General features: G+C 71.2%; 25 protein-coding genes and 1 riboswitch. Of the genes, 9 read left to right on the top strand and 16 right to left on the bottom strand.

Going from position 1 to position 26058, the window contains the following annotated elements; translation table 11 throughout:
* Nucleotides 1-82 precede the first annotated feature (82 nt).
* A complete protein-coding gene (locus FDO65_RS03435) occupies nucleotides 83-898 on the bottom strand; it encodes a sigma-70 family RNA polymerase sigma factor (RefSeq protein ID WP_137448048.1) in 816 nt (271 codons plus the stop codon).
* A 219-nt stretch (nucleotides 899-1117) separates the two neighbouring features.
* On the opposite strand from FDO65_RS03435, the gene FDO65_RS03430 reads away from it, so the two are divergent.
* The 3 genes from FDO65_RS03430 to FDO65_RS03420 all read left to right on the top strand — a co-directional run bounded on the left by FDO65_RS03430 (nucleotide 1118) and on the right by FDO65_RS03420 (nucleotide 3519).
* Nucleotides 1118-1537, top strand: coding sequence for a CBS domain-containing protein (locus tag FDO65_RS03430; RefSeq protein WP_205849754.1), 420 nt, complete (start codon nucleotides 1118-1120; stop codon nucleotides 1535-1537).
* A gap of 1 nt (nucleotide 1538) precedes the next feature.
* A complete protein-coding gene (locus FDO65_RS03425) occupies nucleotides 1539-2201 on the top strand; it encodes a UdgX family uracil-DNA binding protein (protein ID WP_137448046.1) in 663 nt (220 codons plus the stop codon).
* An 88-nt stretch (nucleotides 2202-2289) separates the two neighbouring features.
* A complete protein-coding gene (locus tag FDO65_RS03420; protein WP_137448045.1) occupies nucleotides 2290-3519 on the top strand; it encodes a hypothetical protein in 1230 nt (409 codons plus the stop codon).
* 6 nt (nucleotides 3520-3525) lie between these two features.
* Here the strand turns inward: FDO65_RS03420 and msrA are convergent, their stop codons facing one another.
* Complete coding sequence (gene msrA / locus FDO65_RS03415; RefSeq protein WP_137448044.1) at nucleotides 3526-4047, bottom strand: peptide-methionine (S)-S-oxide reductase MsrA; 522 nt, start codon at nucleotides 4045-4047, stop codon at nucleotides 3526-3528.
* 178 nt (nucleotides 4048-4225) lie between these two features.
* Between msrA and dhaK the strand changes: the two genes are divergently transcribed.
* Nucleotides 4226-5227, top strand: a complete 1002-nt coding sequence (gene dhaK, locus FDO65_RS03410) for a dihydroxyacetone kinase subunit DhaK (protein ID WP_137448043.1) — start codon at nucleotides 4226-4228, stop codon at nucleotides 5225-5227.
* 33 nt (nucleotides 5228-5260) lie between these two features.
* Here dhaK and FDO65_RS03405 read toward each other — a convergent pair whose 3' ends face one another.
* The 7 genes from FDO65_RS03405 to FDO65_RS23030 all read right to left on the bottom strand — a co-directional run bounded on the left by FDO65_RS03405 (nucleotide 5261) and on the right by FDO65_RS23030 (nucleotide 10823).
* Nucleotides 5261-5710 (bottom strand): hypothetical protein, encoded by a 450-nt coding sequence (locus FDO65_RS03405; RefSeq protein ID WP_137448042.1) that lies wholly within the window; start codon nucleotides 5708-5710, stop codon nucleotides 5261-5263.
* A 216-nt stretch (nucleotides 5711-5926) separates the two neighbouring features.
* Nucleotides 5927-6427 carry a hypothetical protein gene (locus FDO65_RS03400; protein ID WP_137448041.1) on the bottom strand — a complete coding sequence of 167 codons (501 nt, stop codon included), beginning with the start codon at nucleotides 6425-6427 and terminating at the stop codon, nucleotides 5927-5929.
* Nucleotides 6428-6530: 103 nt separating this feature from the next.
* On the bottom strand, nucleotides 6531-6824 hold the full coding sequence (locus FDO65_RS03395; RefSeq protein WP_137448040.1) for a hypothetical protein: 294 nt from the start codon (nucleotides 6822-6824) through the stop codon (nucleotides 6531-6533).
* Nucleotides 6825-6982: 158 nt separating this feature from the next.
* On the bottom strand, nucleotides 6983-7369 hold the full coding sequence (locus FDO65_RS03390) for a hypothetical protein (RefSeq protein WP_137448039.1): 387 nt from the start codon (nucleotides 7367-7369) through the stop codon (nucleotides 6983-6985).
* Nucleotides 7370-7400: 31 nt separating this feature from the next.
* Nucleotides 7401-9077 (bottom strand): MFS transporter, encoded by a 1677-nt coding sequence (locus tag FDO65_RS03385; RefSeq protein WP_137448038.1) that lies wholly within the window; start codon nucleotides 9075-9077, stop codon nucleotides 7401-7403.
* A complete protein-coding gene (locus tag FDO65_RS03380; RefSeq protein ID WP_137448037.1) occupies nucleotides 9074-9835 on the bottom strand; it encodes an LppX_LprAFG lipoprotein in 762 nt (253 codons plus the stop codon). The genes FDO65_RS03385 and FDO65_RS03380 overlap by 4 nt, the downstream gene beginning before the upstream one ends.
* A 187-nt stretch (nucleotides 9836-10022) precedes the next feature.
* On the bottom strand, nucleotides 10023-10823 hold the full coding sequence (locus FDO65_RS23030; protein ID WP_137448036.1) for a LysM peptidoglycan-binding domain-containing protein: 801 nt from the start codon (nucleotides 10821-10823) through the stop codon (nucleotides 10023-10025).
* Nucleotides 10824-10828: 5 nt separating this feature from the next.
* Nucleotides 10829-11002, bottom strand: a riboswitch (cyclic di-AMP (ydaO/yuaA leader).
* A gap of 533 nt (nucleotides 11003-11535) precedes the next feature.
* On the opposite strand from FDO65_RS23030, the gene FDO65_RS03370 reads away from it, so the two are divergent.
* The 5 genes from FDO65_RS03370 (at nucleotide 11536) to FDO65_RS03350 (ending at nucleotide 19059) form a co-directional block, all read left to right on the top strand.
* Entirely contained in the window at nucleotides 11536-12759 is a 1224-nt protein-coding gene (locus FDO65_RS03370; protein ID WP_205849753.1) for a glucose-1-phosphate adenylyltransferase family protein, read from the top strand.
* A gap of 140 nt (nucleotides 12760-12899) precedes the next feature.
* Nucleotides 12900-14258, top strand: coding sequence for a DUF2252 domain-containing protein (locus FDO65_RS03365; protein ID WP_420847513.1), 1359 nt, complete (start codon nucleotides 12900-12902; stop codon nucleotides 14256-14258).
* A 650-nt stretch (nucleotides 14259-14908) separates the two neighbouring features.
* A complete protein-coding gene (locus tag FDO65_RS03360) occupies nucleotides 14909-15223 on the top strand; it encodes a hypothetical protein (RefSeq protein WP_137448035.1) in 315 nt (104 codons plus the stop codon).
* A 153-nt stretch (nucleotides 15224-15376) separates the two neighbouring features.
* A complete protein-coding gene (locus FDO65_RS03355; protein WP_205849752.1) occupies nucleotides 15377-17605 on the top strand; it encodes an adenylate/guanylate cyclase domain-containing protein in 2229 nt (742 codons plus the stop codon).
* Nucleotides 17602-19059 (top strand): mechanosensitive ion channel family protein, encoded by a 1458-nt coding sequence (locus tag FDO65_RS03350; RefSeq protein WP_137448034.1) that lies wholly within the window; start codon nucleotides 17602-17604, stop codon nucleotides 19057-19059. The genes FDO65_RS03355 and FDO65_RS03350 overlap by 4 nt, the downstream gene beginning before the upstream one ends.
* Before the next feature lie 74 nt (nucleotides 19060-19133).
* Here the strand turns inward: FDO65_RS03350 and FDO65_RS03345 are convergent, their stop codons facing one another.
* The 7 genes from FDO65_RS03345 to FDO65_RS03315 all read right to left on the bottom strand — a co-directional run bounded on the left by FDO65_RS03345 (nucleotide 19134) and on the right by FDO65_RS03315 (nucleotide 26029).
* On the bottom strand, nucleotides 19134-19586 hold the full coding sequence (locus FDO65_RS03345) for a DUF5709 domain-containing protein (protein WP_205849751.1): 453 nt from the start codon (nucleotides 19584-19586) through the stop codon (nucleotides 19134-19136).
* 144 nt (nucleotides 19587-19730) lie between these two features.
* Nucleotides 19731-20519, bottom strand: coding sequence for a hypothetical protein (locus tag FDO65_RS03340; protein WP_137448033.1), 789 nt, complete (start codon nucleotides 20517-20519; stop codon nucleotides 19731-19733).
* 5 nt (nucleotides 20520-20524) lie between these two features.
* Nucleotides 20525-21916 (bottom strand): NAD(P)/FAD-dependent oxidoreductase, encoded by a 1392-nt coding sequence (locus FDO65_RS03335; protein WP_205849750.1) that lies wholly within the window; start codon nucleotides 21914-21916, stop codon nucleotides 20525-20527.
* 170 nt (nucleotides 21917-22086) lie between these two features.
* Entirely contained in the window at nucleotides 22087-23280 is a 1194-nt protein-coding gene (locus FDO65_RS03330) for a P1 family peptidase (RefSeq protein WP_137448032.1), read from the bottom strand.
* Nucleotides 23281-23290: 10 nt separating this feature from the next.
* Complete coding sequence (gene panB, locus FDO65_RS03325) at nucleotides 23291-24232, bottom strand: 3-methyl-2-oxobutanoate hydroxymethyltransferase (RefSeq protein ID WP_137448031.1); 942 nt, start codon at nucleotides 24230-24232, stop codon at nucleotides 23291-23293.
* 63 nt (nucleotides 24233-24295) lie between these two features.
* On the bottom strand, nucleotides 24296-25294 hold the full coding sequence (gene panC, locus FDO65_RS03320; protein ID WP_137448030.1) for a pantoate--beta-alanine ligase: 999 nt from the start codon (nucleotides 25292-25294) through the stop codon (nucleotides 24296-24298).
* Between the two features lie 90 nt (nucleotides 25295-25384).
* A complete protein-coding gene (locus FDO65_RS03315; RefSeq protein WP_137448029.1) occupies nucleotides 25385-26029 on the bottom strand; it encodes a DUF2520 domain-containing protein in 645 nt (214 codons plus the stop codon).
* Nucleotides 26030-26058: the final 29 nt, after the last annotated feature.

Raw genomic sequence — 26058 nt, 5'->3', positions numbered from 1 at the left:
CGGAGAGCCGGCCGAACCAGCTCTCCGGGCATCTCGCAGTCGGTACCGACCTGAGCGACCGGTACCGACGGGTACCGACGGGTCAAACGAGCTGGGCGCGCAACCGATCCAGGATCGAGCGCAGGATGCGGGACACCTGCATCTGACTGACGCCGAGGCATTCGCCGATCTCGCGCTGACTGAGCTCGTCGACGAAGCGCAGTCCCAGCACCCGCCGGTCCCGCTCGGGCAGTTGCTGCACGACATCGGTGAGCGCGAGATTATCGACCAGCAGGCTCATCTCACGATCAGCGGCCTCGCAGGGCACCCGGCTGACCCGGGACCCGGTCAGCGAATCCGCCGACACCGGCTGACACAGCCGAGCGGCGAGCCGCTGCCGGCGGACCCGGGGCAGACTGGTGCCGGCCGCCACCGCGATCTCGTCGTCGTGCGGGGTCCGGCCCAACTTCTGCGTCAGATCGTTCTGCACCGACTGGTGCATCGCGGTGTCCTCCTGCAGGGACCGCGGCATCCGGATCGGCCGACAGTGGTCCCGGAAGTACCGCTTGATCTCGCCCTCGATGGTCGGCGTCGCGAACTGGACCAGGGTGGGATCCAGGTCGGGTCGCCACCGCCGAATGGCCTTGCACAGGCCCAGGCGGGCGAGTTGCCGCAGGTCGTCGTCATCGACCCCGCGTCCGCGGTAACGGCCGGCGATACGGTCGGCCAACGGCCGGTAGCGCTCGACGGTGATCCGTTCGCACCGTCGCAGCGCCGCCTCGTTACCGGCGTTCTGCGCGGCCGCCAGATCGACCAGACATTCGGGCGTCTGGTGAACCTCGCCATCGCGGGACAGCGTGGTGGTGACCGCAGGGGACGAAACTGCCCCACCGGCCAAGGAATCGATCAAGGGAGCCATGGCGATCCTCGTTCAGACAAGAGAGGATTCTGCTGGCGACTGGTTGAGCCAGTGGTGATGTCACTCCATCTTGCACACCGCCGCGCCTCGGCGCAACGCCGGTACTCCGATGAGCCCAGCACTGCGGACGTCCCGCGAACGCTCCGCGCGCCGATGATTGAGGCCCCTCCCCACCGGAAACCGGGCTTCGGCAAAGCCCTTTCGACGGAGGAGCACGCCGTGGTCCAGACCGCCCGCGACATCATGACCAGCGGCCCCGAGTGCATCGGGCAAGCGCAGACCCTGGCCGAGGCGGCCCGGCGGATGCGGGACCTGGACGTCGGAGTACTGCCGATCTGCGGTGCCGACGGGGCGCTCGTCGGTCTGGTGACCGATCGGGACATCGTCGTGCGGTGTGTCGCCGACGGTGGCGATCCGACTGTCACGACGGCCGGGGAACTCGCCGAAGGCGGACCCGTGACCATCGGTGCCGACGACCCGGTCGAGGACGTCCTGGCCACCATGGGTGAGTACCAGGTCCGGCGCCTGCCGGTGATGGACGACGGTCGACTCGTCGGCATCATCTCCGAGGCCGACATCGCCCGCCACACCGCGGGTTCCGAGGTCGGCGAAACGGTCGAGGCCGTCACCAACGACTGAGATGACCACCCCCGCGTCGGCGCGACCGTTCGTTCCCGACACCACCGATCTGACCCAGCTGGCCGAGGCGGCGCGTGGCTGCCAGGGATGCGAGCTCTTCCGCGACGCGACGCAGACGGTGTTCGGTGCGGGTGGAGCCGGCGCCCGCATGATGCTCATCGGCGAGCAACCGGGCGACGCCGAGGACCGTGCCGGGGAACCGTTCATCGGGCCGGCCGGTCGACTGCTCGACGAGGTGCTCACCGAGGCGGGGATCGACCGGTCCACCGCCTACGTGACCAATGCGGTCAAGCATTTCCGGTGGAAGAGCACCGACACCGGGCGACGCCGCATCCACCAGAGCCCCACCCGCGGGCAGATCACGGCCTGCTCCCCCTGGCTGGTCGCCGAACTCGCCGCCGTCGATCCCCGGGTCGTCGTCGCACTCGGCGCGTCGGCGGGCAAGGCGTTGTTCGGCGCATCCTTCACCATCTCCGCGCACCGCGGCTCCCCGCTCACCTGGCCGCCGGAGAGTGGACCGTTCGCCGCGGACCTCGCACCCCGTCGCGCCCTCGCCACCATCCACCCCTCGGCCGTCCTGCGGGCGCGGGACGCCCACGAACGCGAGGCCGCGCGCGACGGCCTCGTGGCGGACCTGCGACAGGCGGCCGGCCTAATGGAGTGAAGGCGCCTGTCGATCAACCGCTCAGCCGGCCGACCCGGGGACGATACGAGGGGTCGACCAGGGGGTGGGCCAGCGGGAGGAGGCGCTCGTGGCGACACCGGACGGTCTGCGGGAGATCGTGCTCGCCGGGCAGCGCGCCGAGCAGGCCGCCCGGGCACTGGTGTTCCAGGACGCCGCCGCCACCCGGGCCGCGTTGCACCGCGCCGAACGGGAGCTGGGCAGAACCCGCGCCGCCCTTCGGCACCCCGACCCGCTGTCGCCGGCACCGTCCCCGGTGTGGCAACGACGCCTGGACGACGCGACGGCGCAGATCGACCAGCTCCCGCCGCACGACGACGGGAACGCAGCGGATGGTCCCGAGGACCGGCGGCGGCAGGCCGACGCGGACACCGCCATCGCCCTCGCCCGACTGGCCGTCCTGCAGGCCAGCGTCGAGGTCCTCCGGGGATGGTCGGCCGATCTCGCCAATCCCCCGGCACATGCACCCGCTCCGGTCGTGCAGCGGGCCAGGAGCTCGACCCGTGAACTGCCCAGACGCGTCGCCAGCACCGGGCGCGGCGCTTTCGCTTCGACCCGCCGCGAGATGGCCACCATCCTCGGCGACCGCAAGATCCTGATGAAACTTGTCATCAGCTTCGCCATCGGACTGGCCACACTGGCCTTCGTCGTCGCCAGCAGCTGGGACGACAACGTCGAGCAGGCCCCCTACCTCGCCCTGCTGGCGTTGTCCGGGGTGATCGGCGGGGTCGTCTGCACCAACTCGCTGGCGTGGGACGCCCGTCGGGTCCGGGACGCGATGTCCAGGGGGCGCCGGCTCGGCCGACTGTTGATCAGCAAGAACCTCGCCCTGTTCCTCATCGTCGGGACGCTCGGGGTCGTCCTGGCCGCACTGCTGGCCTGGGTGTCCGGTTCGACGGACACCCTGATCAGTGCTCTGGGCGAACTCGTCACGATGATGCTGGTCTGGCTCGGGGTAGGAAACGTGCTGTCGGTGGTCAGCCCCCTGCGGGTCGAGCCGCTCAGGGCGCGGTTCGCCGACGGCACCTGGAAGCCGTTCCTGCTGTCGTTCGCCAGCTCGTACGCCATCGGACTGGGTGTCAACGGGGTGCTCACCTGGAAGGTCTGGGCGAAGCGCTCGATGGCCGAGGAACTCGGCGGGGCATGGGTTCCGGTGCTGGGTCTGGTGTTCAGCGCCTTCGTCCTGTGGGCACTGCTGACCGCCCTGGCGGTGAGCCTGACCGACCACCCCCGGGTGCGCCGCGGGCTGCGGACCGAGGTGGTCGATACCAAGGCCGCAGCCGCGCCCCTCGCCGTCTGACCCGCGTCAGCCGACCGACTCGGTCCGACGCGGCAGCACCCAGTTGGGCCGCGGGAAGTGGCAGGTGTAGCCCCACGGGATGCGCTCCAGGTAGTCCTGGTGCTCCGGCTCGGCCTCCCAGAAGTCGCCGACCGGCCGGACCTCGGTGACGACCTTGCCCGGCCACAGACCGGAGGCGTCGACGTCGGCGATGGTGTCCAGCGCGACGGTCTTCTGCTCCTCGTCGACGTAGTAGATGGCCGACCGGTAGCTCATGCCGACGTCGTTTCCCTGCCGGTTGCGGGTGCTCGGGTCATGGATCTGGAAGAAGAACTCCAGCAGCGCGCGGTACGAGGTCGCCGCCGGATCGAAGACGATCTCGATCGCCTCGGCGTGGGTGCCATGGTTGCGGTAGGTCGCGTTCGGCACGTCGCCGCCGGTGTAGCCGACCCGGGTCGACACCACTCCGGGCTGCTTGCGGATCAGATCCTGCATGCCCCAGAAGCAGCCTCCGGCCAGCACGGCTCGCTGAGTATCGACAGCACTCATCGGTGGGACTCCCTTCGCGTTCCGGGTGGTTCCCGGACCCACACACCGTCCAACAATGCCCCGTCCCGGGTGATTCCGGACCGAGGGTTTCCCGCCACGTGATTCTGGGGTCGACAGAGCGGCCGCCAACCCGCACGATCTGATCGTCAACGAGGACCGACACCGGAGGAACCACCCCGTGAAGAAGATCATCAACGACCCCGCCAACGTGGCGCGGGAAGCGCTGCAGGGTCTGGGCGAGGCGCACGCCGACCTGCTCACCGTGCACTTCGACCCGAACTTCGTGACCCGCGCCGGCGGCCCGGACACCGGCAAGGTGGCCGTCGTCTCCGGCGGCGGCAGCGGGCACGAGCCACTGGCCGGCGGTTACGTCGGCGAAGGCATCCTGCACGCCGCCGTGCCGGGCGCGGTCTTCACCTCGCCCACGCCCGACCAGATCCTCGACGCCACCAAGGCCGCGGATGCCGGCGCCGGGGTCGTCCACCTGGTGCTGAACTACACCGGCGACATCCTGAACTTCGAGACCGCCGCCGAGCTGGCCGAGGCCGAGGACATCAAGGTCGTCCCGGTCATCCTCGACGACGACGTCGCCGTCAAGGACTCCACCTACACGGCCGGTCGGCGCGGCGTCGCCGGAGCAATCCCCTGGTACAAGATCACCGGCGCCTCGGCCGCCCGCGGCGACGACCTGGACACCGTCGTGGAGATCTCCCGCCGGGTGGTGGCCAACGTCCGCACCATGGGCATGGCCCTGACCGCGTGCACGGTGCCGCACTCAGGCGAGCCGTCGTTCGTCCTGGAGGACGACGAGATGGAGATCGGCATCGGCGTCCACGGTGAGCCCGGTCGCGAGCGGGTCAAGCTCACCTCGGCCGACGAGATCGTGGCCACGCTGCTGGGTTCCGTCGTCGAGGATCTTCCGTTCGAGCGCGGCGACAAGACCCTGCTCTTCGTCAACGGCATGGGCGGGACCCCGTCGGTGGAGCTGTATCTGGCCTACCACTCGGCGCGGACGTACCTGGCCGAGCGGGGCATCGAGGTCGCCCGGTCGCTGGTGGGCAATTACTTCACGTCCCTGGAGATGCAGGGCATGTCGATCACCCTGCTGAAACTGGACGACGAGCTGACCGAGCTGTGGGACGCCCCCGTCCACACTCCGGCCTTGCGTTGGGGACGCTGACGCCGATCCTTACTCCGCCCGGCCGGCCGCTGCTCAGCGGGTCGGCCGGGCGGAGCGTGTGTCCTCCGCGTGCGGTTGATCCGGCAGCCCGGCCGGGTCCGACCCACCGATCGACCGGGAGATCGGGGCCAGCAGGGCGTCCGTCAGGGGCGATGTCCGTCCGCTGCGGGGCAGCAGGACGTCGGCGCCTGCTTGCCGGGCCGCCTCCCGTCCGCGGACGTCCGCGGGACCGTGCACGGCGACGACGCGGACCGGGGAACCGGCGGCCCAGGCGATCAGGTCCAGCTCGTCGGCCGAGCGGGTCAGGATGACCACCAGGGCCGAGGTCCGCGGCCCGACCCCGCTTCTGACGTCTGCGGTCTCGAATGCGGCGGCGTGCTGTCCGCGCGCCAGGAGAGCGGCGACCATGGCGTCCCTGACCTCGGGGTGACCACCGCACACGATCACCCCGGACACACCCGCACCGGGCTCGGCAGTCACCATGCACGCCTTGTCGTCGATGAAGCCTGGGCGAATCGCGAAACGGACACAGTGCCCGCTCGTGATCATCCTAGGAAACCCGACCGGGCGACGACATGGTGCAAATGGATCATTTCCGTGATCACCGGTACCGAAGGTGGGTGAACGCCTGGCCGCCCGAGGTTGCGGAGGCACCCCAGGCACGGGAAGGCCGGTCCCGACCGAGGTGCCGGACCCGCCCTACAGCGAGTCGACGAAGCGGGCGGCTTGTTCGGTGTCCCAGTCGGTGCGGGCGCGGACCAGGTTGACCGCGTCCGTCCGCCGGCCATCGGCGACGAGACCGCGCGCGTGCAACTCGGTGTCCAGATCGATCTCGCTGACCGACGGACCCTCGCTGACCGGCGGCGGGGCCGGATCGACCCGGGCGACCGGTTCCGGCCCTCGCGCCGGGGATCGCCCGGTCGATGCGGCGCCGCCCGCGGCGCGTTCCCGACGTCGACGGTCCACGCGATCGACGATCACCTTGGCGTTCAACAGGTTCAGTCCGGTGGCCCGACGGAGCACCGCGATGGCCTCCACCTGACGGCCCTGGGCGCACAGCTGCTCGATCTCGGCGATCAGCGCCGGCTCGAACGTCAGCTGGGTCGGGTCGGGACCGGAACGCACTGCCCGCCGCGACAGGATGACCGTTCCGCTGATGACGACGACCGCGCCCAGCAGGATCCACCACCAGAACTCCATGGCCCGATGCTAGGGCGAGTGCACCCGAAGGCGCAGACGCACCCGCCCCCGGTTCGTCCCGCGACCGGGCGGGCGAACCGGGGGCGAGAGCCGCACTGGATGATCAGAGGTGGCCCAGCCCGGGAGCCGGGGCGTTGGCCAGCATCTCCTCGTAGCGGGCCTGCCGGATGCCGTTGACCAGCTTCTGCGACTCCTGCCGGTCGCGGATCACCTTGCTGACCACGACCACCGCGAACATCGCGCTCACGATGCCCATCGCGACATTCCACTGCTGCTGGACGGCCATCCCGGACAGCAGGATGTTGGCGGCGTTCCAGATCCCGGTGACCAGCAGGAATGCGACTGCGGCACCGTAGAAGGCTCCGGTGTGGTCGGACACGACCTCGGGCTTGGCCATGACGGATGGGTCCTTTCGATCGGATGCCGGTGTCCGGCATCTGGGGTGGGGAAAGACAGCGAACGCCGTGCGGCGGTCGCCGAACGAGGACGACGGAGACGGGCACGGCCGACGGGGCCGCCCCACATGCGCCTGACGCGGTGCACACCGCGAAGGCCCTACACCGTGCCGGATTCCCGGTTCGCCCGACGGGCGGGACGGGCAGCGCGACGGTGTTTGCTGCTGACCACGGCCTTGGCCAGCGAATGGCGCCGACCGTCGAGCTGGTGCACCTTGAGCACCTGCTCGAGCTTGGTGTGCCGGATTCGGCTGGCCTGCTTGCTGATGCCCTGCGCGGCACCTATCTCGCCGTAACTGGTCTGCGGGAGGGAGCTGCGCAGCTCGTGCACCGACTGCGCCTCGAGGATGTCGAGGATGAGCCTGGCCTGCGAGATGAGCGCGATGCGGGTGAGCTCGAACTCGGTCTCGGTTGGCTCGGCCGCCGGTGGTACGGCGGCGTCACTCAGCAGGGTGGCGATGTAGTCGTACATCTCCTGCAGGTCCATGCCGACAGCATGCCAACGACAATCATGGTTGTCAACGACAATCTTGCTTGTCTGAGACAGTTTCCGTTGTCGACCGAGCGGGTCCGCCCCGGCGGCCGAGCAGAGCGGCGGCGAGCAGCGCTCCGACGGCGCAGACGACCGACGTGATGCCGAAGATCTCGTGGTACTCGACCGTCAGGGCCCCGCGCACCTGCGCCTGGTAGTCGGCGAGCTGCACCGCGTACTCCTGCTCGGTGACCCCGATCGGCAGCGGGGTGTCCAGACCCGCGGTCATCGTCGCGAACCGATGCAGTCCCCAGGCGGTGAGGGCGGCCACCCCGATGAGCATGCCGACCATCCGCGCGACCACCACCGCCGCCGCGCCGGCCCCCAACTGGTCGTCGCCGACCGACCGCAGGACGACCGCCGAGACCGGTGCCAGGACGAACCCCAGCCCGAGACCGACCACCACCAGCCAGATGTCGAAAACCGTCACCCCGAGCTGGCCGAGCATCCAGGGTCCGGCGGCCGCCGGGTCGTCGGTACTCGCCGGCCACGCCGTCATCGCCCAGAAGCCGAGTGCGGCCACGACGAGCCCGAGGGTGGCGACGATGCGGTCCCCCCAGGGGCCGGCCACAGCGCCACCGACGACCGCACCGATCGGCAGGGCCACCAGGAACCGGGCCAGTAGGCCCGCCGATCCCGCGGTGTCCAACCCCAGCAGCGTCTGGCCGTACAACTCGACCTGGACCAGGGTGGTCAGCAGGGCCGCGCCCGTGGCGAACGACACCAGCAGCGCCCCGGCCACCGGCCGGCCGCCGCCCCGCGGGATGGTCAACAGCCGGACGCTGGCCCGGCGCTCCCACACGGCGAAACCGGCCAGCACGACCACCGCCGCACCCAGCATCGGGAGCCCCCAGGGCGGCAGGGCGGCCACCGACGGATCGGGGTTCTGCAGGCCCACCACCAGCAGAGCCAGACCGATGGCCAGCAGGGCGGCCCCGACGACGTCGACCCTTCCGACGACCCTTCCGTCGACACGTCGACCCTGACTCCCTGCCCCGGCCGGCCGTCGGCCGGGCACGGCCAGCGCGATCAGCACCATGGCCACCGCGGTCAACGGCAGATTGATCCAGAACACCCAGCGCCAGCCGGACGGTTCGATCGCGGCCGTCACCGGCCAGGCCGCGAGCAGCGCGGCCACCCCGATGCCGTAGAGCGTGCCGAGCACGCTGCCCAGCTCCTGCAGGGCACCGACGAGCCCGAGGCCCACCGTCCTTCGGCGACCGGTACGGAGATCGGCGACCAGGGCCATCGTCACGGGAAGGAGCGCTCCCCCGGCGATGCCCTGGACCAGTCGACCGGTCACCACCAGGCCCACCGAGTCGGCCAGCGCGGTGACGGTCGATCCCACGGCGAAGGCCAGCAGTGCGGCCTGCAGGACGGTCCGTCGCCCCCAGCGGTCCGACAGCGCGCCCAGCAGGGGCATGGCCGCGACGTAGCCGAGCAGGTATCCGGAGACGATGGGCGTGGCCCGCTCCAGTCGGTTCACCGGGATTCCGAGATCACCGATCATCTCGACGAGCAGACCGACCACGACATAGGCGTCGAGCGCGCCGAGCAGGACCGCCGCACCGGCGGCGCCGATGGCCCACCGGGACCGCGCCCGCGACGGCGGGGCCGATGCGCGATCCGGGCCGGACGGACTTGCCGGACCCGGGTGGCTCAAGACGGGACGGTGACGTCGACGGGCGCGTTCAGGTCGGTCAGGTCGACGGTCACCGACGCCGGCTGCCCCCCGGTGAGCGACTGGTCGGTGACGTCGAAGCGGGCCGAGGTCAAGGTGTTCCCGGACGCGGCGACCGTGAAGGTGCCGTTGACGTCGGACTGCAGACCCGGGACCAGCGCGGCGGCCACGGCCTGCGGAACGGTCGCGGTGACGACGCTGGCGGAGCCGTCCGAGGAGGCCAGGGTCGGCGCGGAGGCCTTGGCCAGGACATTCGCGACCCCGCGGGCGGGGTCCAGGATGGCCGACGGATCGTACAGCGACCCGGTGGCCGAGGCCGGCACCTCGACGAACCCGCCGGTCGGGCCCTTGATGAACAGGCGCTTCTCCTTGAGGACGAACTGCGCCTCGATGAGCTGGCCGAACTGGGAGATGGTGGCCGTGCCCTTGGCGTCCCCGCCCCGGGTCAGGTCACCGTCGGCCTTGCTGATGGTGACGCCCTGAATCGTCCCGTCGACGGCGAGGGTGAAGTGGGCGGTGTCGACACCGGCCATCGCGGTGGACGACGCGGCCAGGATGGCCGCGGGGTCGGTGGGCCGGTCCGGCGGTGGGCTGCTGTTCGACCCGGAGCAGGCGGACAGCGCCAGTCCGAGCGCCAGGGTCAGGGCGACGACCGAACGACGCGCCCGGGAGAGCGCACCGGACGAGCGCTGGATGTGGTCTCCCCCGACGCGGACAGTGGCGGCCTCCGCGGTGATCATGCGGGGATCGTAACCGGCGGCGGGGTACGGGATCGGTCGAATTGCCCGGTCTCTCGGGGGACCCGGAAACGCCGAACGGGGGTGTCGGACACCCTGCGGTGTCCGACACCCCCGTTCGGGATGTCACTGGCTCACGAGCTCGGCCGTGCGAACGTGTCGCTGCCCCGGGCTACCCGGGACGTCCGACTCAGCCGAGACGGAGGACCTGACCCGGGTAGATCAGGTTCGGGTCGGAGATGACGTCGGAGTTGGCCGAGTACAGGGCCTCCCAGCCACCGGAGACGCCCTGGGCCTGAGCGATCAGGTACAGGGTGTCGCCCGACTGCACGGTGTAGGTGCCGTCGGCGGCGCTGCTCCACGAGGTGGCCTCGTCGTCCGAGGACCACGAGGAGGAGGAGGAGCTGCTGTCGTCGTTGCTCCACGACGAGGACGAGGAGGACTCGTCGTTGTCGTAGTTCTTCTTCTTGGCCGGCGCGCTGTACGAGCTGCTGTCGTCGTCGTTGCTCTCGTAGCTGCGGCTGCGGTTGGCCGAGCTGCTGGAGGACGAGTCGTCCGAGCTGCTGGAGCTGGAGGACGAGGACGAAGACGACTTCGCAGCGGTCTTGGAGGTGTCGGCCGGCTCCTGGCCGCCGGCACCGGCGCAGGCCCAGGCGCCCCAGCCCTGGCCGGCGAGGGTCTTCTCGGCGACGGCGATCTGCTGGTCCTTGGTGGCCAGATCGGCACGGGCGGCGTAGTCCTGGCCGCCGTAGGCGTCCCAGGTGGACTGCGAGAACTGCAGGCCGCCGTAGTAGCCGTTGCCGGTGTTGATCGACCAGTTGTTGGTGCTCTCGCAGTTGGCGACGGCATCCCAGGTCGACTCGGGGGCGGCGTTGGCGGTGCCGACCAGGCCGAGGGCCGAGACGCCGGCGACGGCGCCGACGGCGGCGCTGCGGAGGGCCCAGACGCGGGTACGGGAGGTGGCGCGGTGACGAGCGGTGGTACGAGACATGAAGAATCTTCCCCTAGCTGCGCCTGCGAGGTGAGCTGTCGGGTTCGGGCAGCCCGGAGCGCAAGCTCCGGACGTGGAGGGGATTGCCCGTCCGGCGTGAGCCGGATTCACCCCAAGACCGGCGAACTGCCTGCCGGCCAAAGTTGGTTTCCCCGTCGCTGTCCAAGCCTTTCCTGTTTCGGTCGGATCTCCTGGCCCAAAGTGGACAGCGCTCGGCGCGGCGGGCAGGAGCAGACTGCGGCGGTCTCAGAGGCATGCCCTGCGACCGATGACAACCATACAAATCGGCTGGGAAAACACCAGAGGCCCAGTTCACAGATCACGGAGCGGTAACGATCAAGTAACTGTCCAGCATTCGACCATTTCCGCTGCTGATGGGGGTCACCGAGGGTCCGCTGGGGCCTTCGCGGTACCCCTTGTGGCGGCGGTAGTTTCACTCATTCGGGCGACCGGGTGACCGCTGATTTTTCTCGATTTCACCCAGCTCCTGAACAGCGACCCCACAGGTTCACTGCGACAGAGCAGTGACCGCCGTCACGTGACATCGCCGTCCTGGTCACCGGTGTCGACCAGCCCGACCACTGCCGGCGAGGGGACATCCGCCCGTGCGCGACCACCGACCGGCCGACGCTCCCCGGCGGTCCGAGGCTCTGCCGCATCACGAGCTCGACGACCCACCGTGATCGGGCACTCCCCCGACGGGTACGGCAGGATGGCTCTGACCATGGCCGTCACCCCCCGCTCCCGCGTCCTGTGTCTCGTCCTCGCTGGTGGACGGGGGTCCCGCCTGGGGGCCCTGACCACCGGTCGGGCCAAACCGTCCCTGCCGGTCGGCGGGCACTACCGGCTGATCGACATCTCTCTGTCGAACGCCGCCCACAGTGGCCTGTCCGACGTCTGGGTCCTGCAGCAGTACGAACCGCATCTGCTCAACGAGCACCTTGCCGGCGGTCGTCCATGGGATCTGGACCGGACGCGCGGCGGGTTCCGCACCCTGCCGCCGTTCGAGGGGCACGACCGCGACGGTTTCGCCAGCGGCAATGCCGACGCGCTCGCCCGGAACTGGCCGCTCATCGACGCCTTCGATCCGGACATCCTGCTGGTGTGCAGTGCCGACCATCTGGAGCGGCACGATTTCCGCAACGCCATCGCCGCCCACCAGGACTCCGACGCGGACGTCACCGTCATCACCACCGAACTCCCCCGCGGCACCGACTGCTCGCGGTACCTCGTCGTCCAGGGCGACGGTCACCGGGTGCGGGAGGTCGACTACAAGCCGGAACGCCCGCGCGGCCGTCTGATCGGCACCGAGGTATTCCTGTACCGACCGCACCGCCTGGCCGAGACCCTGCGCGACCTGAGAGAAGAAGGCGGTGACCTCGGGGACTACGGCGACCGCCTCATCCCCCGGATGCTGGAGACCAGCACCGTGACCGAACACCGGCACGAAGGTCACTGGCGCGATCTCGGCACCCCGGAGGCGTACCTGGACGGTCAGCTGGAACTGTTGCGTCCGCGTCCCCCGCTGCGCCTGGACGACCCGGACTGGCCGATGCTGACCTCGATGCCGGTCCGCGGACCGGCCCGCATCGACCGGTCGGCCGATCTGGACCAGGCGTGGATCTCCCCCGGAGCCCATGTCGCCGGCACCGTGGTCCACTCCATCATCGGCCCGGGGGTCACTGTCGAACGCGGAGCGACCGTACGGCACAGTGTCGTCATGGCCGACGCCGTCATCCGCCGGGACGCCACCGTGGCGCGCGCCGTCGTCGCTGAACAGGCGATCATCGGGTCGCGCGCGACGATCGGCGCCCCCCAGGCGCGGCGACCGGTGCTCGTCGGTGCCCGTCGCCGCGTCGCCGCCGGACGATCCCTGACCGCCGGTGAACAGCTCGAACCGAACAGTCCCCGCGACCTCTGGAGTTCCGTCCGGTGAACGACCTGCCGCCCTTCGCGCCCGATACCGAGCCGGCCACGGAACCGTCCGGACCCGTTCCGACGGCGACGGCCGGGACGACGAACGGACGAACCGGCCACGTCGTCCTCGCCACCGCCGACAGCGAGGCGTTCGGCAGCCTGCGGCGACGGCCCACCTCGCGGCAGGACCGCTATCGGATGGGGAAGGAGCTGCGGCACCGGGTCCCGCGGTCCTCGTTGGCCGACTGGACGCCGCCGGACGGCCGCCCGGATCCGGTCGAGCAGATCCGGGAGTCGCACCAGGGTCGGCTCGACTGGCTGATCCCCATCCGGGTCGGGCGGATGACCGCCTCGCCCTACGGCTTCCTTCGGGGGACCGCCGTGGTCATGGCCCGCGACGTCGCCGGCCTACCGGCCACCGGTATCACCCCGGTAATCTGCGGCGACTCGCACCTGGGCAACTTCGGCTTCTACGCCTCGCCCGAACGGGATCTGGTCATCGACCTCAACGACTTCGACGAGGCCCACCCGGGTGGCTGGGAATGGGACCTGCGGCGTCTGGTGGCCAGCATCTGGGTCGCCGGGCGCCACAACGGCGCCTCGGAGGGGCAGTGCGAGGCGGGTGTCCGGGCCTGTGTCGCCGCCTACCGGCAGGAGGTGCGCGAACTGGCCGAGATGCCGTTGCTCATGCGCTCCTACCAGCGCCTGGACGTCGACCATCTGTCCGAGTCGACCTCCCACGCCCAGCTGCGGGCCGAGATCCGGCGGGCGGTCCGGCAGGCCCGCACCCGCACGAGCGACCGGGCGCTGCCCCGGTTCACCCGCGAGCACGAGGGTCGACGGCGGATCGTCGAGGAGCCGCCGCTCATCACCCGGGTGCGGGACGCCGAGCGGGAGATGCTGGCCGATGCCCTCGACGGGTACCTCGACACCCTCGCGCCGCACTGGCGACGCGCCCTCGGGGGCTACACGCTCGTCGACATCGCCCACAAGGTCGTCGGCGTGGGCAGTGTGGGCCTGCGCGCCTATGTCGCCCTGCTGGAGGGATCCAACCCGGACGACGTCGTGTTCCTCCAGCTCAAGCAGGCCCGACGGTCCGTGCTGGCCCAGTACGTGCACGGGGAATCGGCCTGGCACGACCACCAGGGGCAGCGGGTCGTCGAGTACCAGCAGGCCCTGCAGACGGTCAGCGACCCCCTGTTGGGATGGGCGTCGACGGCCGACGGTCTGCAGTACTACGTGCGGCAGTTCCGCAACATGAAGGGCACCGTCGCGCTCGATTCCATCGACGGATCCGCGCTGGCCGACTACGCCGGCATCGTCGGACACCTGCTCGCCAAGGGCCACGCGCGGACCAGTGGGGCGTCGATGATCGCCGGCTACGTCGGGCAGTCCCAGCGGTTGGACGACGCCCTCGTGACGTTCGCGCGGCTCTACGCCGATCAGACCGAGGCCGACCACGCCGCGCTGGTGAAGGCGGTCATGCGCGGCGAGATGCCGGTGGAACGCGGGCTCTGAGCCGCGTCCGGCGACGGACCGGTGCAACCGGCCCAGAACGTGGACAACCCCCGAGCCTTGTCCGTTCCGCACTCCGGTGAGTGGAGGTCCGGGCCGACTGGACACGGTCGGCGGCTCGGGGGTCGGCTGACTGTCCGGTGATGGCCAGACCGTGATCTCCGCCGGTGTGCCGGAGCAGTTCTGACCTGACGCGGGTCGACGGCCTAGCGGCCAGCCACCTCACGAGTCCATGACGTCTTCAACGTTGGACCACCTCCTCTCCCGTGTACCGACAACGCTACGCACGACCCCGGGAGGCGGCAACCACATTTTCGTTCCCTCTTTCGGGCGGTCCGCCACCGCATTCGCCGCAGCGGATGACCGGGTCGGAGAGGCCTTTTCGGTCGCCGCGCGTCATCGTCGCCCGCCCGGGCGGGTCCCCGCCATCCCCCGCCTGGGGCACCCGTCGCGGTACCGGCCCCGACCCGATCCGAGAGCTGTTCTGTCGGACGGTATATCGCTCTCGTGGCGGGCGGCGGCAGTCACCATCCGCGAGCCCGAAAGTGGCTAGCGCCCGGCCCTTTCGGGCAATTCTCGCCAGCGACATCCGGTCGTACCGTGGCGGAACCACAATAGGAGCGCCCCACCGGCGCACCAGGGGAGGAAACACCATGGGGTTCGACGATCTGCTCGACAAGGCCAAGGATCTGCTCGGGGGCGCCGAGAACAAGGCCGACGAGGCCGCCGGCGCGGCCGGTGACGCGGTGGCCGCCGCCAAGGACGGCGCGACGGACGTGGCCGCGGCCGCGTCGGAGAAGGCGGAAGCCGCCGCCGAGGAGTCCAAGGGCCTCATCGACAAGGCCAAGGAGATCCTGAGCGACGACAAGATCGACAGCATCGCCAACGCGATCAAGGACAAGACCCCGGACCAGATCGACTCCATCGTCGACGCGGTCGCCGGGCGGGCCAAGACGCTCAACGACTGACGACCTCACCTCGCACCGCGGCGCCCCGGGATCCCGATCCCGGGGCGCCGTCGCGTCCGCCGACGGTGACCTCGTGTTCAGTAGCTGTCAGTAGTTAATGTGTGACATTGAGTATCGAGTCCCGGGGGGTCGGGACAGTGCGAGGGGGTACCCATGGCGGTGACCGACGTCGGAAACCCGGCGGCGACGCAGACCAGCGTTCCACCGACGATCGGGCCACCGCCGGCGAAGGAGGCCGCGGCGGCGGGACCGCCGCCACCCGCCCTCCGGCCGCGCCGACGTTTCGGCCTGGGCATCCAGTCCAAACTGCTGCTGATGCTGCTGGCCGTGAGCGTGCTGTCCGCCGCGGTCGTCGGCCTGATCGGGTACCGCTCCGGCAGCGAGTCGATCCGCCAGGCGGCGTTCGACCGGTTGACCGAGGTCCGGCAGTCCCGCACCGCCGCCATCACCGACCTGTTCGACCGGATTCAGGGCGAAGCGGTCGTGCTGACGCGGGGCACGACCGCGGTCGAGGCGGTGACCTCGTTCAACAATGGCTTCGCCGAGCTCAACGCCCGCCCGGCCGACCCGGCCGACACCCAGACCGTCGACTCCTGGTATGCGAACGCCTTCGCGCCCAAGCTCGCCGAGGAGACCGGTGAGGCCTCGGACCCGCAGACCTTCCAGCCGACCAGCGCCGCCCAGACCTACCTGCAGGCCCGATACACCGTCCCGGCCGGCGACGACTACGACGCCTCCCTGGCCGTCGACGACGCCGGCGACGGCAGCTCGTGGTCGGCGGCCAACGCGACCTTCCAGGACTACTTCCGGCAGTCGATCAACCGTCTCGGATACGACGACGCCCTGCTGCTGAACACCGACGGCGACGTCGTCTACTCCGCCTACAAGTCCGCCGACCTCGGCACCAACGTCCTGACCGGACCGCTCAACGAGTCCAACCTGTCGACCGCCTACCGGGCGGCGATGCGGGCCACCTCACCGGACTTCGTCGACATCACCGACTTCGAGTTTTACGCGCCCTACTACGGTCAGCCGGTCGCCTGGGCGGTCTCCCCGGTCGCCCGCGACGGGGTCACCATCGGGGTCCTGGCCCTGCAGTTGCCGAAACAGCTCATCAACAAGGTGATGACCAACCAGGACCGGTGGACGCAGGACGGACTCGGCTCCACCGGCGAGACGTATTTGGCCGGGCCGGATCTCACGATGCGGTCGATCTCGCGCATGCTCGTCGAGAACCCGTCCGAGTACGTCACGCGGGCGGTCGACGCGGCCACCCCCCGCGCGGTCGCCGAACACGCCGTCCGGATCAACGACACGATCCTGCTGCAACCCACCCGTACCGAGGCCGTCCGTCAGGGGTTGACCGGACGCACCGGAACCATCGTCGACACCGAATATCTCGGCGACGAGGCCCTGGTCGCCTATGCGCCGATCACCATCGGCGACCTGCAGTGGGTCATCGTCGCCAAACTCGACACCTCCGAGGCGTTCGCCCCGGTCGACGACTTCACCCGCAACCTGGCGCTGTCCACGGCTGCGATCATCTTCGTGGTCTGTCTGGCCTCCCTGCTGCTCGCGCAGATCTTCTCCCGGCCGGTCCGGCGACTCGTCACCGGCGTGAACCGGGTCGCCACCGGCGATCTCGACGCCCGGGTGGACGTCAACACCCGCGACGAGTTCGGTGACCTGGCCACCGCTTTCAACGACATGGGCCGTAGCCTGCGCACCAAGCAACAGCTGCTCGACGAGCAGATGGCCGAGAACGACCGGCTGCTGCACACCCTGATGCCCGAGCAGGTCGCCCGGCGCTACCGGGACGGCGAGCAGACCATCGCCGAGGACCACACCGGGGTCTCCGTCATCTACGCCGACGTCCTGGGCTACGAGGCGTTCACCTCCGGCATGCCGTCGGAACGGTCGCTGGAACTGCTCAACTCGCTAGTCCGCGGGTTCGACGAGGCCGCGCAGCGGCTGGGGATCGAACGGGTACGGACCCTGCGCGACGGTTACCTGGCCAGCTGCGGCCTCCAGGTGCCGCGGGTCGACAACGAACGACGCACCGTCGAGTTCGCCCTCGAGATGGCCGCTGTGGTGCGGCGCTTCAACCTGCAGCACGGCGCCTCGCTCAACCTCCGCGCCGGCATCGACACCGGGCCGGTCACCAGCGGTCTCATCGGCCGCACCAGTGTCATGTACGACATGTGGGGCGACGCCGTCAGTCTCGCGTTCCGGCTGCAGGACCGGCACGGCGAGTCGGGCATCTTCGTCACCGAACGGGTGCGGGAACGGCTCGTCGGCATGCAGGACTTCGCGCCCGCCGGCACCGTCGAGACCCAGGACGGCACGCAGTCGGTCTGGAAGCTGCAGGTGTCCACCTCATGACCGGGCTGACCGATCAGCCGTGGTTCTGGTGGACGGTCGGCATCGTCGTCGGACTGCCCATCGCCCTGTTCGTGCTCAGCGAGCTGCTGACCGCCCTGCAGCGGACGGGCAGCCCGCTGGCCAAACCGGTGGCGCTGGTCCGCAACTGGGTGGTCCCCGCGGCGGCCCTCTTCCTGCTGCTGACCCGGGCGGCCGACGTGTCCGTCGAGGTCACCTGGGTCCGCATCGTCGCGACGATCTTCGGGTTCATGCTGCTGCTGGCCATCCTGGCCGCGCTGAACGTCGCCCTGTTCACCAACGCCGGCCAGGGCACCTGGCGGGACCGGATGCCGTCGATCTTCGTCGACATCGTCCGTCTCGTCCTGGTCATCACCGGACTCGGGCTGATCTTCTCGTACGTCTGGGACGCCGACGTCGCCGGCCTCTTCACCTTCCTCGGTGTCAGCTCGGTGGTCCTGGGTTTCGCACTCCAGGGGGCCGTCGGCTCCATCATCTCCGGGCTGCTGCTGTTGTTCGAACAGCCGTTCAAGCTGGGCGACTGGTTGGAGGCGGGCGGCAGCCGCGGCCGGGTGGTCGAGGTGAACTGGCGGGCCGTGCACATCGACACCGGTCACGGCATCGAGGTCACTCCGAACGCCTCGCTGGCCGGCGCCTCCTTCGTCAACCTCAGCCGACCGGTCGGCCCGCCGGCCGCGCTGATCGAGACGTCGTTCCCGATCCAGGACCCGCCCGACCAGGTGGTGCGGCTGCTCAACGAGGTCGCCGGGGGCGTGCCCACCCTGCACCCCGAGGCCCGTCCGACGTCCGCCCACACCGCCAGCCGCACCTTCCAGACCCGCATTCCCATCCTGTCCCCGGCCGACGCCGGGGCGACCGAGGCGACGTTCCGGCGGTGGCTCTGGTACGCCGCCCGGCGGGCCGGGCTGCACCTCGACGGCGCCGACGACGAGCTGGGCCCGCCGGCGGTCAGCGCGGCGATGGCCCAGGCCGCCCGTCAGTTCCGCCTGACCTCCGACGACCAGGAGCAGCTGTCGGGACAGGCCCGCATGGAGCGTTACGGCGTCGGCGAGACGGTGCAGGCGGAAGGCAGCGTGCCCGACGCACTCCGGTTCATCGTCGGCGGGAGCTGCCAGCTGTGGGTGCGATCAGCGGGGGGCGTCATACCGATCGCCCTGCTCGGGTCTGGTGAGTACCTCGGCCAGACCGCCCTGACCCGGGAGCCCGTCACCGCCGCGGCCACCGTCACCGAGGAGTTGACCGTCCTACGCCTGCCCACCGCCGAGCTGGGCGACTATCTCGAGCACCATCCGGCGTTGGCTCGCGAACTGGGAGAGGCCATCGAGATCCGGCGGCAACGGGTCCGCGCAGCCCTGGCCGACGCCCAGAAGCCATCCGGCCCGGGAGCCATGGACCCCGGATCGTCACCCCGGGTGGGTGCGCCGCTCGCCCGGTGAACGGGGCGACGCAGGACGAACAGGGGCCGGGACACCGGGTGCGAGTGGCACCCGGTGTCCCGGCCCCTGTCGGGTCAGTCCTCGTACTGCTCGTCCGGGATGACGTGCACGGCGGCCTCCTCGGCGCTGGCTCCGGCACCGTCGATACCGACATCCTCAGCCACGAGATCCTTCTCGACGTCATTCCAGCCGTCACTCTCGTCGTCGACCAGCCGCCCGGACCGCCGATCGCCGACCTGGCCACCGCTCTCGTCGAACAGGTTGTCCGGCTCTTCGCGGTCCCACACCTCGGGGGTCTCGGCGGACAGCAACTCGTCGAGACTGGCGCCAGCCTCCTCCTCGGCCGGAGTCGGCACGTCGATCTTGGGGTCGCGGTCCGGCGGGTCGTAGCCCTCGTCCAGCTGGTCGGCCAACCCGGTGCGGTTCAGGGTGTCGCCCTCGGTCAGCTGTGAGGCGACGCCGTCATGGCCGTCGGTGTCCGACCCCGGCATGGTCTCGTCGATCTCACCGTCGAACTCTCTGGTCACTGCGGTCCTTCCCGGCCGGTCCGGCCCCTGTCACGTCGCGCGTCGTCCGTGGGGCCCACGAATCGTCCCCACCGTAGACGTGTGCCCCACGACCGGCCGGTCTACGCGCCGACCTGACCAGGGCCGGGCCGGGCCGACGTGGAGCTACGCGCCCACCAGGAAGGCCAGGGTGGCCACCGCCAGGCAGACCCACAGCACACCGGCCGCCACTGCGCAGACGACCGTGAGGACCGCGATCCCCCGGATCCGTCCCGGCGTCAGCGGGGCGATCTCGTCCGCCCCGAGCAGTTCGTCGACCACCCCGGTCAGCTGGACGCCACGCCACATCCCGCGCAGCAGGCGCAGGCCGCGCGACCCCCGCACAGCCCGACCGGCGGCTCGGCCGGCCACCCGCGCACCGCTGCCGGCGAGGTTGGCGGTCACCCGATCGGCGATGTCCCGGCCCTGCAGCACCCGGGTCAGCGCGGCGATCAGCCGCTCCCGGTCGGCCACCGTGGCCAGCAACTGGCGCTGACGCCGTCGGAGCCAGGCGCCGATCCCCAGACCGACTGCGGCCAGCACCGTCCAGAACCAGTCGGCCGGACCCGGTCGCCACCAGGCCACCACGAGGAGCAGCACCGCGGGCGCGGCCAGCGCCACCAGGACGAGGGTCAGCAGCACCCCGACCGCGCGGACGATCGGCGTGACCGCGGTGACCACCCCGGCCACCGACGCGTCCCGGGCCACCACGGCGGCGTGGGCGACCCGACGTCCGGTACGGGCGACGCGACCGGCCGGTGGATCGGCCACCTTCTCCGGTGGAGCGGACGGGGGGACCGCGATCTCGGCTGCTCCCGAGGTCCCGCCCGGCGTCACCGGTGGCGCCTCACCGGCGGCATCCGCCGACCGGCCAGGGGCCGCGTCGGCGGACGGCTCGTCGGGGGACGCCGCCATCGGCGTCAGCGGGCGACCGACTGCGGATCGGTCTGCGCCTTCTCCGCCGCCTCGTAGACCGCGCGGTGCTGCTCGTCCAACCGCAACTGCGGCTCGAACACCGGGACGTCCCCGACGATCGGGTTGGTGCGACGGGAGGGAGCGAAGTACTTGGTCGCGAGGTTGACCAGGGTGGCCAGCCGGTTCCGGTTGCCGAGCAGCATGACGATGTGGATGAACATCCAGGCGATCCAGGCCGGAGTGCCCGTGAGCTTGAGGGTCCGGCCCTTCATCAGCTGGATGTCGGCGACCGCAGCCCGGCGTCCGACCGTGGCCATGGTGCCCTTGTCGTGGTAGTGGAACGCCGTGGTCGGCCGGCCGGCCATCAGGGCTGCGATCTGCCGACCGGCATGCTTGCCGCCCTGCAGCGCCGGCTGCGCCAACTGCGGGAGGGGCTCCGGCAGCAACGCGACGTCGCCGACGGCGAAGACATTCGGCAGACCCTGCACCCGCAGGTCCTCGCCCACGACGATCCGGCCGCCACGCCCCTGGGGAACGCCCCAGTCGGCGACCGCCTTGGGCACAGTGATGCCGGTCGCCCAGATGGTGATGCCGGCCTTGAGGAACTCCTGCTCCTCGGAGTCCTTCGACCCGAGCAGCACGCCGTCCTCCCGGACCTCGGCCACCGACGTGTTCAGCCGCAGCTCCACGCCGCGTTCCCGCAGCGCCCGCGCGGCGAACTGCTGCAGCGACGGCGCGAACGGGCCCAGCACCTTGTCGGTCATCTCGACCAGCACGATGTGCGTGCGACGCGGGTCGAGCTCGGGGTAGATGGCGGCCATCGCGTCGTTGCGCAACTCGGCCAGCGCACCGGCCATCTCGACCCCGGTCGGACCGGCCCCGACCACCACGATGGCCAGGTCCTCGTTCGAGTTCGAGGCGGCCGCGTGTTCCAGGTTGGTGAAGATCTCGTCGCGCAGACGCAACGCCTGCGCGCGGGTGTAGATGGCCCGGGAGTTCTCCGCCGCACCGGTGACGCCGAAGTAGTTCGTCGTCGCTCCGGTGGCGATGATCAGGTAGTCGTAGTGCATGTCGCCGCCCTCGGCGAACGTGATCAACTGCTCGGCCGGATCGATGCCGGCGATCTCCCCCTGCCGGAACGACAGGTTGCGCTGCGACATCCGCACCGACCGCAGGAAGAAGGTCACGTCACCGGGATTCAGACCGGCAGTGGCCACCTGGTACAGCAGCGGATAGAACGAGTTGTAGGTGTTGCGGTCGACCAGGGTGATGTCGACGTCGGCGGACCGCAACGAGCGCACCGCGGCGAGACCGGCGAACCCACCGCCCAGGATGACCACGTGGGGTCGGCGGCGGGCGGAACGCGGCGCGCGGGACGGGCTCGAAGGCTGGTTCATGAGGAACTCCCTGACCGGTGGTTCGCCGCGGCGGACGACGGACGACTGGGCGATGGACGGGTGACCCGAACCCGACGCCGACGGCGGGTCGATGACCCGGGGCAGACCCGGGTCCGGGTGTGACGAACTCCCCGGGACTGTACCGGCCGGGGGACGGTCCGTGAGCGGGGTCACCCCTGCCGGACGGGCGACGACGCGCTCTGCGGCTCCGCGAGGTCCCGCCAGGCGGGCCACCCGCCGGCCGCCGTGGTCGTGCCGACGGCGTCAAGGATGCCGCGGGTGACCGCTCGGGCGACCACATCGGCTGCGGCCGTGAGGATCTCGTTGAAGCGCAGCAGGTCCGGCGCCGCGCGGTCGCCAGTGGACAGCCCGAACACCACGTCGCCGTCGAACAGGGTGTGCACCGGGTTCACCGAGCGCACCATCCCGCCGTGCCCGACCGATGCCAGCTTCGTGCACTGCGCCTTGGTCAGCGTGGCGTCGGTGGCGACCACCACCAGCGTGGTGTGCCGGCCAGGACCGGCACCGCCACTGGCGAACGTGCTCATCGGAGGACGCCCGCGGACCACCGAGGACACCACCTCCCGCAGCGCGTCCACGCCCGCGGCCGACGACGGCCGCAGCAACTCCTCCGGGGACCGGTCCCCCACCGCCGTGCGCAGATCGTCGGGCAGATCGGCGGTCAGGAGATGCCGGGCCCCCCACAACACCCCCGTGCGCGGATCGATCGGTGAACCGAAGGCGTTGATCGCCGCGACCGCGGCCACCGTCACCGCCGACTCGCCCGGCGCGGCGGCCGGGACGATTTGGGACGCCTCGGCCAGCCCGCCCTTGAGGCCGCCGGCCACCGCCCCGGTGCCGGCCCCCCGCCGGCTGCCCGCGGCCGCTGCATCGACCGGCCCACGGGACTGACCGAGGGCGTCCAGCAGCGCCGCCCGCCCGAACTCGGCGGTCGGCCGGGCAGCCGGATCGCCGCCGCGACCGAGGTCGAACAACACCGCCCCGGGGACCAGCGGGACCACGCCGGCCGCACCGACCGGCACCCCGATCCCCCGGAGGGCCAACTCGTCCATGACGCCCAGGCAGGCGGCCGTCCCGAAGGCGCTGCCGCCGGTCAGCACGATCGCCGAGATCCGCTCGGCCGCCGCGGTCGGGTCCAGCAGGTCCGTCTCGTGGGTGCCGGGGCCGCCGCCGCGTACGTCGATACCGGCGATCAGCCCGGCCGGCGGGCCGGTCACGACCGTCGTCCCCGTCAGGTACCCGTCACCGATGCGGGTGTGGTGACCGAGCCGTAAGCCCGCCACGTCGGCCAGGCCGTTCGTCGGGCCCGCCGTCGGCGCACCCTCCGTAAGGGACAGGGTCATGATCGGGACGTCAGGCCCACAGTGAGGCGAGATCGTCGAAGCGCGAGGCGATCTCACCTCGACGAGCCCGGTAGAGGGCGAACTCGTCCGCGTCCATGCCGTAGCCGTGTTCGGGCCCCGGGAAGACGCCGCGACGGACCTCGTCGGCGTACGCGGCGACACCTGCGTTCATCTCGTCCTGCAGGTCGGCGTAACGGCGGACGAACTTGGCCCCGACACCCTCCCGGATGCCGAGCAGGTCGTGGAAGACCAGCACCTGACCGTCGGCGCCGGCACCGGCACCGATCCCGATGACCGGGATGCGCATCACCGACATCAGGTCGTCGGTCAGCACGCTCGGCACCGCCTCGAAGACGATCGCCACGCACCCGGCGGCCTGCAGGTCGAGCGCTCCGCGGGCCACGGCCAGCGCCGACTCCACCGTCCGGCCCTGCGCCCGGTACCCGCCGAGAGCGACGGCCGTCTGCGGGGTCAGGCCGACGTGACCGACGACCGGGACGCCCGCCCCGACGATCGCGCGGGCGCGGCTCACGGAGATCCGGCCGCCGCCCTCGAGCTTCACCGCGTCGGCCCCGGCCTCCTTGACGAACCGGACGGCCGTCGCGGCCGCCTGCTCGTCGCTGACCTCGTAGGAGCCGAACGGCAGATCGGCCACCAGGATCGCGTTCCGCGTGCCCCGCCGCGCCGCCTTGGTGAGGGTGAGCATCTCCTCGGTCGTGACCGACACCGTGCTGTCGTGGCCGAGGACCGTCATCGCCCCGGAGTCACCGACCAGCACCATGTCCACGTCGGCCGCCTCGGCGGCCCGGGCACTGGGGTAGTCGTACGCGGTCACCATGACGAGCTTGCGGCCGGCGCTCTTCGCCTCCTGCAGGAACGGGATGGTGCGGCGACGACGCACGGGCGCGACGCCGGATGGCGTGACGGACCCGGAGGACGGCCTGGTCGACATCGCGGACGCTCCTTCGCTGCGGCCGACCGGCATCCGGTCGGCGGTGGGACCGGGGTACCGGTCTCAGGACCGGTACCCCGCGGGTCGGTCCTGCGACCATTCCACCACCGAGCCGGTCAGGCCACGGCCCGTGTGAGGAACCGCACCGGATCCGGGACCGGCGCCGGACCCGGCGGGACCAGCCGACGACGGCACCTCGACGTTGTCGATGAGCCGGACCCCGCCCACGGTGGCGGCCAGCGCCAGGATCCCGGGCCGCCCATCGAGTTCGACGAGATCGGTCACCGGAGCGAACGAACCGGGGTCGACCAGGGCGACGTACTCCGGGGTGATGTCCGCGGCGGCCAGCACGTCCCGGGTCCGCTCGAGCAACACCGCGGTGCGACGCTCCCCCGCGGCCGCCGCGTCGACCGCAGCCGTCAGCGCCCGGAACAGCGCCGCGGCCTGGACGCGTGCGGCCGGGTCCAGGCGCCGGTTGCGGCTGGACATGGCCAGCCCGTCGGCCTCCCGCACCGTGGGCACCAGGACGATCGTGGTGTCGATGTCCAGGTCGCGCACCATCGCCATCACCACGCGGGCCTGTTGGGCGTCCTTGGCCCCGAAGTAGGCCCGGTCGGGACGCGCCATGTTCAGCAGTTTGCCGACCACTGTGGTGACCCCGGCGAAGTGCGCCGGCCCGCGGACCTCGCCCTCGAGGGTCTCGACCAGCGGGCCCCGCAGGGCGATTCCGGTGGCGAAGCCCGGCGGGTACACCTCGGCCGGTTCCGGGGCGAACAGGATGTCGACCCCGGCCCCGGCTGCCAGCTCGGCATCGGCCGCTTCGTCCCGCGGGTAGGCGGCCAGGTCGCCGGCGTCGTTGAACTGGATCGGGTTCACGAAGATGGACATCACGACCAGTGGCCGCGGCTCGTTGCCGGCACGGTCCTGCGCGGCCCGGCGGGCGAGGGTGAGGTGGCCGTCGTGCAGCGCCCCCATGGTCGGGACCAGCGCGACCGGACGTCCGGCGGCTCGTTCCCGACCGAGAGCGGCCCGCAGATCGGCGACGGTCCGGACGGTGATCATCGCCGCGAACCCTACCGCCGGGCCGACCACCCGGACGGTCTGCTCCGGTCCCGGCCCGCCGGATCGGGTGACCGAACCCCGACGGGAGTCTCAGACCAGCCGACGGGTCGCGGCCACCAGTTCATCGAAGAGCGGTACGAGTTCGGCACGCCGATCGGCGATGACCTGCCGGTGGGCGGCCACCACCGCCTCGTCACCACGGGCCACCGGGCCGGTGAGCGCGGCCGACCCGGTGGCCGCCCAGTTCTCCAGCGCCGCCCGGGCCAGCGGGACGAGCACCTGGCGGTCCAGGCCCGCCGTGGCCATCAGATCGGCGGCCGCCGACTCCAGGGTGACCAGGAAGTTGGCGGCGAACGCGGCGGCTGCGTGATACGCCACCCGATCGGTCTCGGCGACCACCACCGGGCGCAGTCCGAGCCGTTCGGCGAGTTCGCGGGCGACGGCCAGGGCCGCCGGGTCGGTGCCGCCCACCGCCGCCGTGACGCCGGTGAAGTCGGCCCCGGTCGTCGGCACCGTCATCAACGGGTGCAGCCGAAATCCGCGCCCGCCCAAAGCATCCAGACCGGTCGCCCCGGAGCAGTGACCGACCAGCGGGCCCGGCTGGATCTGGGCGGCCGCGGCGGCGATCGCGCCGTCCGGGACGCAGAGCAGCACGACGGCGGCGCCGGACCCGTCGAAGCCGCGGCCGTGCGGACCGGTCACCGGGACGTCCGCATGCAGCAGGGCGCGCAGCATCGCCGTGCCCAGGCGTCCCCCACCGACGA

The sequence above is a fragment of the Nakamurella flava genome, assembly GCF_005298075.1.
GTDB classification, from domain to species: domain Bacteria; phylum Actinomycetota; class Actinomycetes; order Mycobacteriales; family Nakamurellaceae; genus Nakamurella; species Nakamurella flava.
The sequence above is the reverse complement of the archived record's forward strand: the minus strand, read 5'-3'. Positions and strand labels throughout refer to the sequence as shown.

Excerpts from the sequence above, each read along its gene's own strand:
- FDO65_RS03435 (WP_137448048.1), bottom strand. The coding sequence starts at position 898 with ATGGCTCCCTTGATCGATTCCTTGGCCGGTGGGGCAGTTTCGTCCCCT.
- FDO65_RS03425 (WP_137448046.1), top strand. The coding sequence starts at position 1,539 with ATGACCACCCCCGCGTCGGCGCGACCGTTCGTTCCCGACACCACCGAT.
- msrA (WP_137448044.1), bottom strand. The coding sequence starts at position 4,047 with ATGAGTGCTGTCGATACTCAGCGAGCCGTGCTGGCCGGAGGCTGCTTC.
- FDO65_RS03405 (WP_137448042.1), bottom strand. The coding sequence starts at position 5,710 with ATGGTGACTGCCGAGCCCGGTGCGGGTGTGTCCGGGGTGATCGTGTGC.
- FDO65_RS03400 (WP_137448041.1), bottom strand. The coding sequence starts at position 6,427 with ATGGAGTTCTGGTGGTGGATCCTGCTGGGCGCGGTCGTCGTCATCAGC.
- FDO65_RS03395 (WP_137448040.1), bottom strand. The coding sequence starts at position 6,824 with ATGGCCAAGCCCGAGGTCGTGTCCGACCACACCGGAGCCTTCTACGGT.
- FDO65_RS03390 (WP_137448039.1), bottom strand. The coding sequence starts at position 7,369 with ATGGACCTGCAGGAGATGTACGACTACATCGCCACCCTGCTGAGTGAC.
- FDO65_RS03380 (WP_137448037.1), bottom strand. The coding sequence starts at position 9,835 with ATGATCACCGCGGAGGCCGCCACTGTCCGCGTCGGGGGAGACCACATC.
- FDO65_RS23030 (WP_137448036.1), bottom strand. The coding sequence starts at position 10,823 with ATGTCTCGTACCACCGCTCGTCACCGCGCCACCTCCCGTACCCGCGTC.
- FDO65_RS03370 (WP_205849753.1), top strand. The coding sequence starts at position 11,536 with ATGGCTCTGACCATGGCCGTCACCCCCCGCTCCCGCGTCCTGTGTCTC.
- FDO65_RS03360 (WP_137448035.1), top strand. The coding sequence starts at position 14,909 with ATGGGGTTCGACGATCTGCTCGACAAGGCCAAGGATCTGCTCGGGGGC.
- FDO65_RS03355 (WP_205849752.1), top strand. The coding sequence starts at position 15,377 with ATGGCGGTGACCGACGTCGGAAACCCGGCGGCGACGCAGACCAGCGTT.
- FDO65_RS03350 (WP_137448034.1), top strand. The coding sequence starts at position 17,602 with ATGACCGGGCTGACCGATCAGCCGTGGTTCTGGTGGACGGTCGGCATC.
- FDO65_RS03340 (WP_137448033.1), bottom strand. The coding sequence starts at position 20,519 with ATGGCGGCGTCCCCCGACGAGCCGTCCGCCGACGCGGCCCCTGGCCGG.
- FDO65_RS03335 (WP_205849750.1), bottom strand. The coding sequence starts at position 21,916 with ATGAACCAGCCTTCGAGCCCGTCCCGCGCGCCGCGTTCCGCCCGCCGC.
- FDO65_RS03330 (WP_137448032.1), bottom strand. The coding sequence starts at position 23,280 with ATGACCCTGTCCCTTACGGAGGGTGCGCCGACGGCGGGCCCGACGAAC.
- panB (WP_137448031.1), bottom strand. The coding sequence starts at position 24,232 with ATGTCGACCAGGCCGTCCTCCGGGTCCGTCACGCCATCCGGCGTCGCG.
- panC (WP_137448030.1), bottom strand. The coding sequence starts at position 25,294 with ATGATCACCGTCCGGACCGTCGCCGATCTGCGGGCCGCTCTCGGTCGG.
- FDO65_RS03315 (WP_137448029.1), bottom strand. The coding sequence starts at position 26,029 with ATGCTGCGCGCCCTGCTGCATGCGGACGTCCCGGTGACCGGTCCGCAC.